Origin of the sequence: Rhizobium atlanticum, from assembly GCF_030182485.1 — a bacterium.
GTDB lineage: Bacteria > Pseudomonadota > Alphaproteobacteria > Rhizobiales > Rhizobiaceae > Rhizobium.
The window spans coordinates 27,560-40,486 of sequence record NZ_JAQJCJ010000028.1 but is presented as its reverse complement, the minus strand read 5'-3'; the positions used below and the strand labels follow the sequence as shown (position 1 = coordinate 40,486).

Genomic DNA, 12,927 nt, shown 5'->3' with positions numbered 1-12,927 from the left:
GGTTTATACAGTACTGGTCGTCGAAAGCCTCGCTCCGGCAGAGGAGGACGATCAGACCGTCACAACAGAAATCTGAGGCCTGGAGAAATTGGCAGGGTCGAAATCGATGTTGTAGCCGGCAATCGCGTAGGACAGGGTCTAAAAATCGCCGCAGCCTGCAACAGTTCAGTTCTCAGCGACAAGCTAAGCTGGCGACCCATCTAGTTAAGCAGCCGCGGCGAATCCAACCGTTGGAAAAGGCGCGAGCGCACAACGTTCTTCCCTTCCTACTGATGGCGGCGATGCGACGTTATCGATGCCAACAAGATCGCATGACGCGCCATCGCACGACTCCACCCCGCGCTGCTTGCCCGAGGTTAGCAAACAACAGCATGTGCAAGACGCCGCAGCATTGTCACCGCTTCCCCTCAGTCGAGATCCACCCATGAGAGCGATCTATCTCGACAATAATGCAACGACCAGAGTCGATCCTGAAGTGGTTGAAGCCATGCTGCCGTTCTTTGCGGATCAGTTTGGAAACCCTTCGTCGACGCACGCTTTTGGCTCCTCTATCCGCGAGGCGGTGAGGAAGGCGCGCCGGCAATTGCAAGCGCTGATCGGCGCCGAGTTCGATCATGAGATCGTGTTCACCTCGGGGGGGACGGAAAGCGACAATGCGGCGATCCTTTCGGCGCTGGAGGTGATGCCTGAGCGCACAGAGATCGTGACTTCCGCAGTCGAGCATTCAGCGGTGCTGACACTCTGCGGCCATCTGGAGAAGACGCGCGGCATTAAGGTACACAGGATCCCAGTGGATCGACATGGACGTCTCGATCTTGACGCCTATGAGACCGCCCTCACTCATCGTGTAGCGATTGCTTCGATCATGTGGGCGAACAACGAGACGGGAACCATTTTCCCGGTCGCTAAGCTTGCCGAGATGGCCAAGAGAATCGGTGCACTTTTCCACACCGACGCGGTCCAGGCGGTCGGCAAGGTTCCAATGGACCTCCAACCTACTGCAATCGACATGCTTTCGTTGTCCGGACACAAATTCCATGGACCAAAAGGCATTGGTGCACTCTATCTCAGGCGGGGCTTATCTTTCTCCTCACTGATCAAGGGAGGTCATCAGGAGCGCGACCGACGCGCAGGGACAGAAAATACGGCCGGGATTGTCGGTTTAGGCAAGGCTGCCGAACTCGCCCTGAAATCAATAGACGACGAGAGCACCCGATTAAAGTCGCTCCGAGATCGATTGGAGAACGGCATTGTCCAGCGTGTTCCAGGCGCCTTCGTAACCGGCGATAGGCTTAAGAGGTTGCCGAACACGGCGAACATCGCCTTTCAACGTGTCGAAGGAGACAGTATGCTCCTTCTTCTCAACCGCTATGGCATCGCCTGCTCTTCCGGCTCTGCTTGCTCCTCCGGTTCGCTGGAGCCGAGCCATGTCTTGAGGGCAATGGATATCCCTCATGCTATGGCGCACGGAACAATCCGCTTCTCGTTCTCGCGCGATAACTGTGACGAGGATGTCGACCGGGTGCTCGAAGTTTTACCGGGCATCGTTGAAAGGCTCCGGAGCCAATCCCGTTCCGGCCACGTGGCCGACACGAGCAGCCGGGTTCGTTCAGGGGAGTAGGAGCAGGCACGCTCATGAAACGGCAATTCCTTTTCACCGATACGACCTGCATGACGGCACCGGCATCGTATGAACGATCAGGTAAAAGCCGGGGCTCTCAGTCACATAGATCGCCGGTTCACCGCCCATGCGTGTTCATGGAGGGGGCCCAGCGCCATATCATCTTAATCAATCTCTCGACACCATCGGTGGATCGCATCCGACCATCAGCCTATGCCGACTCCAGTTGCAACGCGACTGCCTTGCGCCTAGCCGCGTCGAACCACGCATTCCGTACGTTGCAGCTTAAGCTACGGGAGAACGATCTCGCGATCACCGCTCACGACCAGGGGGAATCTTATGTGCCGTTGCTCCGCTGACAGCAGTCCCGTCGATGTCAAAGACATCCTCAATCGGCTGAAATCTCTCTCGGCTGCGGAGGAGTTCTTCGAAGCCCTAGGGGTCCCCTATGACCCGAAGGTTCTCGATGTCTCACGACTCCATATCATGAAGCGTATGGGCCAATACCTCGCGGCAGAGGACTTCTCCCATCTCCCAGACCGGGTAATCGCTGCTCGTGCCCGTGCCATACTGGAAAGGGCCTACTGTGATTTCGCGACCTCCGCGCCGCTCTCGCACCGGGTCTTCAAGGTGCTCAAGGACCACAATCCGAACAGACCTGTCACACCCGGCCGCACCGTTGTCCCGTTAGACTCTTTCCTGAAGCCGTTCGAAAAGAAGTGAGCACGGTTGCGACACGACAATGTCGGGAAGCTTACAATTCAGTCATATGCTAGCAACGTCGGAATCGAAGCCATTTCAATGTGATAGAGAACGCCAAACGGTTGGCACGAATGATGCACGCAAGCATGTGTACTGACAAGCCCGCCACCCATAGAGGGAGGGAGTAAGAAACCGCCATGCACATAGTTATCTGTATCAAACAGGTACCGGACTCCGCACAAATACGAGTGCATCCGGTGACGAACACAATCATGCGTCAGGGGGTGCCAACCATCATCAACCCCTATGATCTGTTCGCCCTTGAAGAGGCGCTCCAGTTGCGCGACCGCCATGGCGGCGAGGTGACCGTGCTCACCATGGGGCCGCCCATGGCAGAGGACGCGTTGCGCAAGGCGCTCACCTACGGCGCCGACCGCGCCGTACTCTTGACCGACCGTCATTTTGCCGGCTCCGACACTCTGGCGACCTCGTTTGCTCTTTCGCGAGCCATCGCGAAGATCGGAGAGGCCTTCGGTACGCCCGATATCGTCTTTACGGGCAAACAGACCATCGACGGCGATACCGCCCAGGTTGGGCCTGGCATCGCCAAGCGCCTCGACCTCCTGCAGCTCACCTACGTTGCCAAAATCGTCTCTGTCGACATCAATGGGCGCGAGATTACGGTGGAGCGCCGCTCGGAAGGGGGCACGCAGACGCTGATGAGCAAGCTCCCTTGCCTAATTACAATGCTCGAAGGCACAAACGAAATCCGCCGCGGCTCGCTCGATGACGCGCTACGGGCCGCGCGCAGCCAGATCGTGAAGTGGAATGCGGCCGACGCTGGCATAGAGGACCTCACCAAGTGCGGCCTGCGTGGCTCGCCAACCGTCGTTAAGAGGGTCTTTGCCCCTCCTGAGCGGGCGGAAAAGGCGGAGCAGATCGACACCGCGGAAAAAACACCGCGCGATCTCGCGGAGGAGTTGATCGCTGGGATCTTTTTGCGCCAGCCGGCGCTCGAAAGCGAACTCGCCTTTGACGGCGAATGAAGGCAAGGAGCGACGATGTTGAGCACGAATCGAGAGAGCCCTCCTCCAGCCGCTGGCCGTGCCGCCATGAAGAAAGAGCTGCCCGATCAGTTTAAGGACCATCGGCACGTTTGGGTCTTCATCGAGCTGGAGCGCGATCAGGTGCATCCCGTCTCCTTCGAGCTGCTCGGCGAAGGCCGCAAGCTCGCCGACAAGCTGGGCGTCCAGCTTGCCGGCGTCGTTCTCGGACCACCGGGAGAGGCCACGTGGTTTGCCATCGCCGAGGCTTTTGCTTATGGCGCCGACCTGGCCTACCTCGTCGAGGCCCCACTGCTCGCCGACTACCGAAATGAGCCTTTCACCAAAGCATTGACGGATCTGGTTACTAACTACAAACCGGAAATCCTTCTTTTAGGGGCAACGACGCTCGGGCGCGACCTTGCCGGTTCCGTGGCGACGACCTTGTTGACAGGGCTCACGGCGGATTGCACCGAACTTGATGTGGATGCGGACGGCTCGCTTGCGGCGACCCGGCCGACTTTCGGCGGCTCCTTGCTTTGCACGATCTACACGCTCAACTGCCGGCCGCAGATGGCAACGGTCCGGCCGAGGGTCATGGCCATGCCTCCGCGCGGGAATAATAAGATCGGACGCGTCATTCAACACAAAGTGTCGATGATCGAGGAAGAGATCGTCACTAAGGTCCTCGGTTTCTTGTCCGATGGCCAGTCGGCGACGGCGAATCTCGCCTATGCGGACGTCGTGGTTGCTGGAGGCCTCGGTCTCGGCGCGGTGGAGAACGTGAAGCTTATGAAGAAACTCGCGCGGACGATCGGGGCCGATTATGGCTGTTCGCGCCCCCTCGTCCAAAAGGGCTGGATGCCTGCTGATCGGCAGATCGGCCAAACTGGCAAAACTATCCGGCCGAAGCTTTACATAGCAGCCGGCATTTCCGGCGCCATCCAGCATCGCGTTGGCGTCGAGGGAGCTGATCTTATTTTAGCCATTAACACCGATCCTAACGCGCCGATTTTTGATTTCGCCCACCTCGGCGTCGTCACCGATGCGATCCGTTTACTGCCGTCATTAACGGAACTCTTCACCCATCGACTGTCGCCGCACAGTCGCGATAAGCTTGCAAACTGAGGGCGCCCCATGACTGAGGAAAACTTCGACGCCATAGTTATCGGGGCCGGCATGGCCGGAAACGCAGCTGCTTACACGATGTCGAACCGCGGCATGAAGGTGCTGCAGTTGGAGCGTGGCGAGTATCCGGGCTCCAAGAATGTGCAGGGCGCCATCATGTACGCGGACATGCTGGAGAAAATCCTGCCGGATTTCCGGGATGATGCGCCTCTGGAGCGGCACTTAGTCGAGCAGCGCTTCTGGATGATGGACGACTCGTCCCACATCGGTATGCAATACCGGTCGGACGACTTCAACGAGTCGAGACACAATCGCTACACGGTCATTCGCGCCCAATTCGACAAATGGTTTTCACGCAAGGTGCGCGAGGCCGGAGCGACGCTTCTATGCGAGACGACCGTGACGGAACTCGTTCGTGATCCAAAGGGCAAGGTGATTGGCGTTCGCACCGACCGCGCCGGCGACGTGATTCTTGCTGACGTGGTCGTTCTCGCAGAGGGCGTCAATGGGCTGCTCGGCACGCGTGCTGGATTGCGTGACACGCCAAAACCGGAAACTGTCGCGCTCGCCGTCAAGGAAATGCATTTCCTGGCCGAAGAGGTAATTGACCAGCGGTTCGGCCTCAAGGCCAATGAAGGCTGCGTCATCGAGGCAGTTGGCACGATCTCTCGCAACATGGCCGGGCTTGCCTTCCTCTACACCAACAAAGAATCGATCTCGATCGGCATTGGCTGCCTTGTCTCCGAATTCGCGGCAACAATGGAAAGTCCTTATGATCTGCTCGAAAAATTCAAAAGCCATCCGTCGGTAAAGCCGCTGATCGCAGGAGCGGAAGTCAAGGAATATGCGGCGCATCTCATTCCAGAAGGTGGTTACAAGGCAATTCCGCAGCTTTTTGGTGACGGCTGGGTCGTCGTCGGCGACGCGGCACAACTTAATAATGCGGTGCACCGCGAGGGGTCAAACCTCGCCATGACGTCGGGGCGCATCGCCGGCGAAGCAATCGTCCAGATCAAGAATCGCAAAAAGCCGATGGTCAAGGAGAACCTCTCCCTTTACAAGTCGATGCTTGAAAAGTCGTTCGTTATCAAAGACTTGCGGAAATACAAGGACATGCCTGCCCTGCTGCACACCAATTCCCGCAATTTCTTCACGACTTATCCAAGGTTGCTGTCGCAGGCCGCACAGAACTTTGTGCGAGTCGATGGCACCCCGAAGATCGACAAGGAACGGGCGACCACGGGCACCTTCATCAAGGCACGCTCCCGCTGGGGGCTGTTTGGTGACGCGGTTCGCTTGGCGCGCGCGTGGCGATAAAGGAGAGATGAGATGACGGTTGCAGTGACGAACATACGCGTAGAGGACAAGCTTTACCAAAATCGATACGTGGTCGATGCCGGACGCCCGCATATTAGGGTGCGTCCACACGATTGGCCAAGCGTAAATCTGTATGCCCTCACAAGTGTCTGTCCGGCCAAGTGCTACGAATTGAATGACCAGGGCCAAGTGGAGGTTATCGCCGATGGGTGCATGGAGTGCGGCACGTGCCGCGTACTCTGCGAGGCAAGTGGAGATATCGAGTGGAACTATCCGAGAGGCGGTTTCGGCGTTCTCTTCAAGTTCGGATAAGGGTTTGCAACTCCACGATTCAGAACTAACTTGGGTTTGCAGACGGGCGCATCGGAAACTTGCAGAGGTGCGCGTTGCAGATTGGCATTAGAAATTACTATATATACATGCAAGCAAGGGTTATAAGAAACGTTAGACAACCCAAGGCCATATAATGACCCACATGCCCGCCCGACCGGTCGATGGAGCGGAACCCCTATCTGCGCTACCTGCTGGACCTATGCGCCAAGCGGGCACGCAGCGCAGCGGAATCTACGAGATATCAAAGGTACTGACTGCCCCCGCCCGGCTAGAGATTACGCTTGCCAACGTCGTGAACGTCCTCTCTTCCTTTCTGCAGATTCGATGCGGAGCAATCGTTGTTCTAGACGCTGAAGGTCAGCCCGAGATTGCCGCAACTGGCGACATCCCCCCATCCTCTCAATCAGCCGCTCGAGGCGTTATACCTAAGGCCGTAATCGACCATATCGCGACGACCGGTATGCCCTTAATCGTAAAGGATGTCAGCAAGTCCGAATTATTTCAGGCTGAGCCGCAACCGCCTTGGAGCAGCGGCACCGTCCCAATTTCTTTTATTGGCGTTCCGGTAAAAGCCGATAATAAAATACTTGGCACAATATCGATCGATCGCGTCAGGAACGACGCCGCCCCCTTCCCCGCCGACGAGGACGTTCGCTTTCTGACCATGGTCGCCAATCTGGTCAGTCGGACGATCAGGCTTCATCGTTTCCTGAACCTGGAGGGTCGGCGACCTATCGGCGAACAGGAGAGATCGGAGAAGCCGATCATCGCGCAAAGGGGCGCGCCGGGCCGACATCCACCCGTCAAAATCGACGGGATTATCGGGGATAGCCCGGCTCTCCAGCAGGTGGTTGAAACCGTCTCGGTGGTGGCGAGGACGAATTCCACCGTGCTTCTGCGGGGCGAAAGCGGCACCGGCAAGGAATTTTTTGCACAGGCGATCCATGAACTTTCCCCTCGTAAAAACAAGCCGTTCGTCAAATTGAACTGCGCCGCGCTGCCCGAAGGCGTCCTGGAATCGGAGCTGTTTGGGCATGAAAAAGGGGCTTTCACCGGGGCCATCGCGCAGCGCGCCGGACGCTTCGAACTGGCAAATGGCGGAACGCTTCTGCTTGACGAGATTGGCGAGATTTCGCCCGCCTTTCAAGCCAAACTGCTGCGCGTCCTGCAGGAAGGCGAACTGGAGAGGGTGGGCGGAACCAAGACGCTTGCGGTCGACGTCCGGCTCATATGCGCCACGAATAAGAACCTCGAGATGGCTGTTGCAAACGCCGAATTCAGGGCCGACCTGTATTACCGCATCAGCGTAGTTCCAATTGTCCTGCCGCCGCTTCGAGAGCGACCCGGCGATATCCCACGCCTTGCGAACGCTCTTCTTGACCGATTCAACAAGGAGAACCAACGCGAGCTGACGTTTTCGTCGTCGGCGATCGAGGTGATGTCGCAATGCTATTTCCCAGGTAACGTCCGGGAACTCGAAAACTGCGTGCGAAGGACTGCCACCCTTGCGCGTTCAAGCTCGATCGTTTCGTCTGATTTTGCCTGCAAGAACAGCCAGTGCCTTTCGTCGCTCCTCTGGAAAACCGACGGGTCGCCCGGCGGCATCACCGTCGATGGGCATGCCCGGAGCAATGTGATGCCGACTTCATCGCCGCGCTCGGGCGGGAGCATCGGTGCGTCGGACGAGGTATCTTCCGTCAAGGCTTGTGATCCGCACGGTTCCGGTTGTCCCGCAATGGAGTCGCGCCTCACGCAACGGGACCGGTTGATCGAGGCGATGGAAAAGGCCGGGTGGGTTCAGGCCAAAGCGGCTCGTATTCTCGGCCTTACGCCTCGTCAGGTCGGCTATGCTCTACGCCAGCATCGCATCGAGGTGAAAAAGCTTTAAGCGCCTGGGTGATGTTGGACCTTCTCGATCTCCAATGCCTGGTTTGGTGGCTTACGGACAACTCTTTTGTCGACTGTCGGAAGCTTGACAAGTCTGTGTCCGAACACGGTCGGAATAGAGCAATAAACGCAAATTCTTAAAGCAAATCCCGTCCTTGGGATGGCATGGCTTTTGCGTTTTGAAAGGCGACGTCAACTAGCAACGGAGCACTCAATGTCCGCACCGATGATTTCGCTTGAAAGTGCGACCAGCACGACATCCTTGGATCAATTGCTGGCGACCGCGAAACCGAGTGGCTGCACATCCTCGTCATGTGGCGTGTCCACAAAACCGGCCGACGTGGACCAGGCTATCTGGGCGAAGATCAAAAACCACCCCTGCTATTCAGAAGAGGCTCACCATTATTTCGCGCGCATGCATGTCGCGGTCGCACCAGCCTGCAATATCCAGTGCAACTATTGCAATCGTAAATATGACTGCGCCAACGAAAGCCGCCCTGGGGTCGTCTCGGAAAAGTTGACGCCAGACCAGGCGCTGCGCAAGGTCATTGCCGTCGCCAACGAAGTGCCGCAGCTTTCCGTGCTGGGTGTCGCCGGACCGGGCGATGCCTGTTACGACTGGAAGAAGACAAAGGAAACGTTCGAACGAGTTGCGGGGGAGATCCACGACATCAAGCTGTGCATCTCCACCAACGGGCTTGCGCTGCCGGATCACGTCGCCGAACTTGTCGACATGAATGTCGATCACGTGACAATTACGATCAACATGGTTGACCCTGAAATCGGCGCAGAGATCTATCCCTGGATCTTTTACCGCAACCGTCGTTACACCGGCATCGAAGCTGCCAGAATTCTGCACGAGCGGCAAATGGTGGGCCTGGAGATGCTGACCGCGTGCGGCATCATCACCAAAGTCAATTCGGTGATGATTCCTGGTGTCAACGACGAACACCTGGTCGAGGTAAATAAATGGGTCAAGGAGCGGGGGGCGTTCCTGCACAACGTCATGCCGCTTATTTCCGATCCGGCCCATGGCACCTACTACGGCTTGACCGGACAGCGCGGCCCGCGGGCGCTCGAATTGAAGGCGCTCCAGGATCGTCTCGAAGGCGGCGCAAAGCTAATGCGCCATTGCCGGCAATGTAGGGCCGATGCCGTCGGCCTGCTTGGGGATGATCGGGGCCAGGAGTTCGCACTCGACCAGCTTCCCGGAGAGATCACCTATGACGCCCGTAAGCGCGAGGCCTATCGGGAAGTGATCGCCCGCGAACGCGGCGATCACGCGACCGCCAAGAGCGAGGCAATCGAGACAGTCAAAGCAGCCGGCGATGGGTCCCTCCACGTCGCGGTCGCGACAAAGGGTGGCGGTCGCATCAACGAGCACTTCGGCCATGCGAAGGAGTTCCAAGTATACGAAGCTTCGTCGAGAGGCATCACCTACGTCGGGCATCGCAAGATCGAACAGTATTGCCTCGGAGGCAGGGGCGAGGAAGCCACCCTCGACGGCATCATAACTGCGCTGGTCGGTATTGACGTCGTGCTATGCGCCAAGATCGGGGAGTGCCCTAAGACTAAGCTCATGGAGGCCGGGGTTCGGGCAACGGATGCTTATTGCTATGACTACATCGAGACCGCCATCGGCACCCTCTACGCCGCCAAGTTTGGCGTCGAACCACAAGCGGCGACGGCGTGAGCGCTCTTAATCCAACATCTTCAGGAGTTTAAAAATGGCCTTCAGGATCATAGCGTCCCAATGCACCCAGTGCGGTGCCTGCGAGTTCGAATGCCCCTCCGGTGCGATCAGGTTCAAAGGTGAGATCTACGTTATCGACCCGGAAAAATGCACCGAATGCAAGGGTACCTTCGAAACGCAGCAATGCGCGGAGGTTTGCCCCGTGCCGAAGACCTGCGTCCCCGCCGCACCTGCGATTTGACCTTCAGCATGGTCGGGGCTCCTGCGGAGAAGCCTTCAATGATATCCTGCAAGGAGGAATGCCCATGGGCCTTGGACGTGAACAGGAGGTCGAAATCCACAGGCCTCCACGATTTACACCCGGCGAGCGGGTGCGGGCCAGACTTCACGTAAAGAATGACGGCACCTATGCTGGCAAAAAAATTGGGGAAAATTTGGTGCGGAAGGGCGACGAAGGCTATGTGCGCGACATCGGCACCTTTCTCCAGCAGTTTTACATCTATGCCGTCGAATGGGTCGAACGTGGCACTATCGTCGGCATGCGTGCCCGTGAACTGACGAGTCTAGACAACGCCGCTGCTTGCGGCGCTGCTGAAATCGCGGGGCCCCCAACGGAGGAATAGCGACATGAAGATAATGATTCGGAGAACGAGCGCCGGCTTGTCGGCTTACGTACCAAAGAAAGATCTCGAAGAGCCGATCGTAGATGTCGAGGCTGATGACATGTGGGGCGGCACGATCACTCTCAGGAACGGCTGGAGACTCGTCTTGCCCAAGCTATCGCGGGATACGCCTCTGCCGATCACCGTCCACGCAAGGAAGATTCCTGACGAGGACTGATGCTGCAAACGAGAGGTAAGAGAAAACAGCATGAATAAAATTTTGACCTCGGACCGTCTCCTGATCATTCGCAACGGTGACGCCGAAAAAAGACTTAGGCTGCTTCAGGAAGCGCTCGCTGCGGATCGGATCGTTCCCTATCTCGGTCCGGATCTCCTTCGGCTGCAATCCACGGAACCACCTGTACCGGACACCCCGGAAGCCGTCTCCGCGGCACTCAACGAACGCACACCTGCCCCTTCCAGGATACGCAGCAATATGTGGTCAGTCGCGCAGTTTATTGAACAGCGACGGCATCGCCGGACGCTTCAGGCCTGGATGGCAGAAATATTTGGAGCACCCGTGGCGCCGACCGCCCTCCACGACTGGCTCGCAACGCTGCCGCTCTCCCTTATCGTCGACGGTTGGTACGACGGGACAATGCGTGCGGCTTTCGCGAAGACCGGTCGAACGGATGTCGTCGAGATTCAGGGCGTCACGCGTGCAAACGGCGGCGGCGACATTTGGACAAAAACTTACGATCTGTCCGGGAGAGACGTCGAATGCGTCGCAGCGCCAAAGACGGTCCTCTATGCGCCGTACGGCAGTGTTATACCAGCTTCGAACTTTCTGGTGTCCGATTCCGATTACGTGGAAGTCCTAACCGAAATCGATATCCAGACGCCAATACCTGGAATGGTGAAAGAACGGCGTATAGATCGCGGTTTTCTTTTCATTGGCTGCCGCTTCAACGATCAGATGCTCCGGATCTACGCTCGACAGATCATCAAGCGCTCTCACGGCCCCCACTTTGCAGTACTTGATGCGGAAGGCCTTACCAAAAACGAGCGCCGTTTCCTTGCAGCAAGCGGAATCACGGTGGTCGACCTGCCGATCGGCGAAGCCGCGGCTCTGCTTGTACCATTTGGTAGCAAGGCGGATGGTGACCATGGCCGCACGGCTCCCGCTTCGAATCTCTGTAGCGGCTAGATGTGGAGCCTCAACAGGTTGTCCTTGATCAGGCCGAGGCTACTGACGGGCGGTTTGGATTGTAGGCTGCCGTGCGGGCGATGCCAATTGTAACGGTGGAGCCAGAGCGGCAGGTCGGCGGCGCGCTGCTGCGAGGTTTCGTAGGCCTTGGCATATGCCCATTCGCGCAGTGCGGTCTGGACGAGGCGTTCGGCCTTACCATTTGTCTTCGGCGTATAGGGTTTGGTGCGGATGTGTTTGATGCTGAGCCGCCGCAGCGCCTTGGCGTATCGATGGGAACGGAAGCTTGTGCCGTTGTCGGTCATGACGCGCTGGACCTTGACGCCATGGGCTTTGAAGAAGCGCAAAGCATTGAAGAGAAAGCGCAGACAGGAGCGTCGCGTCTCGTCGGGTAATATTTCCAAATAGGCCAGGCGTGAGTGGTCGTCGATGGCCAGATGGACGTATTCCCAACCGATGCCGCGGCTGTTGCTCTGCCCCGTGCGATCGCCGGTGATGCGGTGGCCGGTTCGGTTGAATTTGCCGAGTTTCTTGATGTCGATATGGATGAGTTCGCCGGGCTGGTCGCGTTCGTAGCGCCGCACCGGCTCAGCCGGGGCCAAGGCCTTGAGCTTGTTCAGGCCAAGGCGCTTGAGGATGCGGCTGACTGTGGCTGGCGAGACACCCGTCTCCTTGGCGATGTGTTGGCCGGTCATGCGCAGGCGGCGTAACGTCTCGATCCGGGCGGCGGTGGCCTGCGAGGTCGGATGATACAGGCGGTGCGGTCGGGAACTGCGATCATTGAGACCGGCCTCGCCCTCCCGTCGATAGCGCCTTACCCACTTATAGACAGTCTTCACGCAGACGCCGAAAGCCGCAGCGACGGCCATCGGTCGCTGTCCTTCCATCAGCACGCGGTGCGCAATTACCGCTCGACTGAGCGGCGTGAGGCGGGCATTCATATGGATGTCCATTCGGTCCCCCGAGAATCACTGAAGCTTCGACAACCTCAGCTTTCCCGGTCCGGATCGAATGGACAACCTATTGGAAGCTCACAGCTAGAGTGCCGCAGATTGAAAAAGTTCTGTTTCTGCCAAGTTCGAATGCCATACTGCCCACGTTTGCTGGCGTAGGGGATTGCGGGTGGGATCAATGGCGATGAGCGAGCGTGATCTTTAGCGGATCGAGGTTCTGTCGCAGGTGATCGACGGAAGATCGGCGACGACCGCAGATTACTGTTCGCTCAATGTCAATGCGAAGGACCGATTATGAAGAAACCTAAACCATTCCCAATACAGCGGCAGAGCCGCGGCCGGAATCGCCAGAAATAAGCCTCGCATCGGCCACCGGGTGCTCCACTCGTGCGCCAATAACACGCGTAATCAACGGGATCGAGACGGCACACGCTTTACGGT

13 protein-coding genes are annotated in these 12,927 nt (G+C 57.9%); 12 read left to right on the top strand and 1 reads right to left on the bottom strand.

The window, feature by feature from the left end:
• Window positions 1-424 precede the first annotated feature (424 nt).
• From nifS to PH551_RS29055, 12 genes are all read left to right on the top strand, one after another.
• Window positions 425-1,621 carry a cysteine desulfurase NifS gene (nifS, locus tag PH551_RS29110; RefSeq protein WP_004678544.1) on the top strand — a complete coding sequence of 399 codons (1,197 nt, stop codon included), beginning with the start codon at window positions 425-427 and terminating at the stop codon, window positions 1,619-1,621.
• A gap of 339 nt (window positions 1,622-1,960) precedes the next feature.
• Window positions 1,961-2,344 carry a nitrogenase stabilizing/protective protein NifW gene (gene nifW / locus PH551_RS29105; RefSeq protein WP_004678534.1) on the top strand — a complete coding sequence of 128 codons (384 nt, stop codon included), beginning with the start codon at window positions 1,961-1,963 and terminating at the stop codon, window positions 2,342-2,344.
• Window positions 2,345-2,520: 176 nt separating this feature from the next.
• Entirely contained in the window at window positions 2,521-3,369 is an 849-nt protein-coding gene (locus tag PH551_RS29100; RefSeq protein WP_004678528.1) for an electron transfer flavoprotein subunit beta/FixA family protein, read from the top strand.
• A gap of 15 nt (window positions 3,370-3,384) precedes the next feature.
• Window positions 3,385-4,494, top strand: coding sequence for an electron transfer flavoprotein subunit alpha/FixB family protein (locus tag PH551_RS29095; protein WP_004678527.1), 1,110 nt, complete (start codon window positions 3,385-3,387; stop codon window positions 4,492-4,494).
• Between the two features lie 9 nt (window positions 4,495-4,503).
• Window positions 4,504-5,811 carry an FAD-binding protein gene (locus PH551_RS29090; RefSeq protein ID WP_004678525.1) on the top strand — a complete coding sequence of 436 codons (1,308 nt, stop codon included), beginning with the start codon at window positions 4,504-4,506 and terminating at the stop codon, window positions 5,809-5,811.
• 12 nt (window positions 5,812-5,823) lie between these two features.
• Entirely contained in the window at window positions 5,824-6,123 is a 300-nt protein-coding gene (locus tag PH551_RS29085; protein ID WP_004678523.1) for a ferredoxin family protein, read from the top strand.
• Between the two features lie 220 nt (window positions 6,124-6,343).
• Window positions 6,344-8,032 (top strand): nif-specific transcriptional activator NifA, encoded by a 1,689-nt coding sequence (nifA, locus tag PH551_RS29080; protein WP_018247198.1) that lies wholly within the window; start codon window positions 6,344-6,346, stop codon window positions 8,030-8,032.
• Between the two features lie 213 nt (window positions 8,033-8,245).
• On the top strand, window positions 8,246-9,724 hold the full coding sequence (nifB, locus tag PH551_RS29075; protein ID WP_004678520.1) for a nitrogenase cofactor biosynthesis protein NifB: 1,479 nt from the start codon (window positions 8,246-8,248) through the stop codon (window positions 9,722-9,724).
• Between the two features lie 34 nt (window positions 9,725-9,758).
• Window positions 9,759-9,965, top strand: coding sequence for a 4Fe-4S binding protein (locus PH551_RS29070; protein WP_008536545.1), 207 nt, complete (start codon window positions 9,759-9,761; stop codon window positions 9,963-9,965).
• Between the two features lie 64 nt (window positions 9,966-10,029).
• Window positions 10,030-10,347: a nitrogen fixation protein NifZ gene (locus PH551_RS29065; protein WP_004678515.1), complete on the top strand. Its 318-nt coding sequence runs from the start codon at window positions 10,030-10,032 to the stop codon at window positions 10,345-10,347.
• Between the two features lie 4 nt (window positions 10,348-10,351).
• Window positions 10,352-10,564, top strand: a complete 213-nt coding sequence (gene nifT, locus PH551_RS29060) for a putative nitrogen fixation protein NifT (protein WP_004678514.1) — start codon at window positions 10,352-10,354, stop codon at window positions 10,562-10,564.
• Between the two features lie 30 nt (window positions 10,565-10,594).
• Window positions 10,595-11,533 (top strand): SIR2 family NAD-dependent protein deacylase, encoded by a 939-nt coding sequence (locus PH551_RS29055; RefSeq protein ID WP_004678511.1) that lies wholly within the window; start codon window positions 10,595-10,597, stop codon window positions 11,531-11,533.
• Here the strand turns inward: PH551_RS29055 and PH551_RS29050 are convergent.
• On the bottom strand, window positions 11,530-12,486 hold the full coding sequence (locus PH551_RS29050) for an IS481 family transposase (RefSeq protein ID WP_010030077.1): 957 nt from the start codon (window positions 12,484-12,486) through the stop codon (window positions 11,530-11,532). The two genes, PH551_RS29055 and PH551_RS29050, sit on opposite strands and share 4 nt — an antisense overlap.
• Window positions 12,487-12,927: the final 441 nt, after the last annotated feature.

Bases quoted from the DNA above. Each gene is read 5' to 3' on its own strand.
- PH551_RS29050 (WP_010030077.1), bottom strand. From the start codon at position 12,486: ATGGACATCCATATGAATGCCCGCCTCACGCCGCTCAGTCGAGCGGTA.
- nifS (WP_004678544.1), top strand. From the start codon at position 425: ATGAGAGCGATCTATCTCGACAATAATGCAACGACCAGAGTCGATCCT.
- nifW (WP_004678534.1), top strand. From the start codon at position 1,961: ATGTGCCGTTGCTCCGCTGACAGCAGTCCCGTCGATGTCAAAGACATC.
- PH551_RS29100 (WP_004678528.1), top strand. From the start codon at position 2,521: ATGCACATAGTTATCTGTATCAAACAGGTACCGGACTCCGCACAAATA.
- PH551_RS29090 (WP_004678525.1), top strand. From the start codon at position 4,504: ATGACTGAGGAAAACTTCGACGCCATAGTTATCGGGGCCGGCATGGCC.
- PH551_RS29070 (WP_008536545.1), top strand. From the start codon at position 9,759: ATGGCCTTCAGGATCATAGCGTCCCAATGCACCCAGTGCGGTGCCTGC.
- PH551_RS29085 (WP_004678523.1), top strand. From the start codon at position 5,824: ATGACGGTTGCAGTGACGAACATACGCGTAGAGGACAAGCTTTACCAA.
- PH551_RS29055 (WP_004678511.1), top strand. From the start codon at position 10,595: ATGAATAAAATTTTGACCTCGGACCGTCTCCTGATCATTCGCAACGGT.
- PH551_RS29095 (WP_004678527.1), top strand. From the start codon at position 3,385: ATGTTGAGCACGAATCGAGAGAGCCCTCCTCCAGCCGCTGGCCGTGCC.
- nifA (WP_018247198.1), top strand. From the start codon at position 6,344: ATGCGCCAAGCGGGCACGCAGCGCAGCGGAATCTACGAGATATCAAAG.
- PH551_RS29065 (WP_004678515.1), top strand. From the start codon at position 10,030: ATGGGCCTTGGACGTGAACAGGAGGTCGAAATCCACAGGCCTCCACGA.
- nifT (WP_004678514.1), top strand. From the start codon at position 10,352: ATGAAGATAATGATTCGGAGAACGAGCGCCGGCTTGTCGGCTTACGTA.
- nifB (WP_004678520.1), top strand. From the start codon at position 8,246: ATGTCCGCACCGATGATTTCGCTTGAAAGTGCGACCAGCACGACATCC.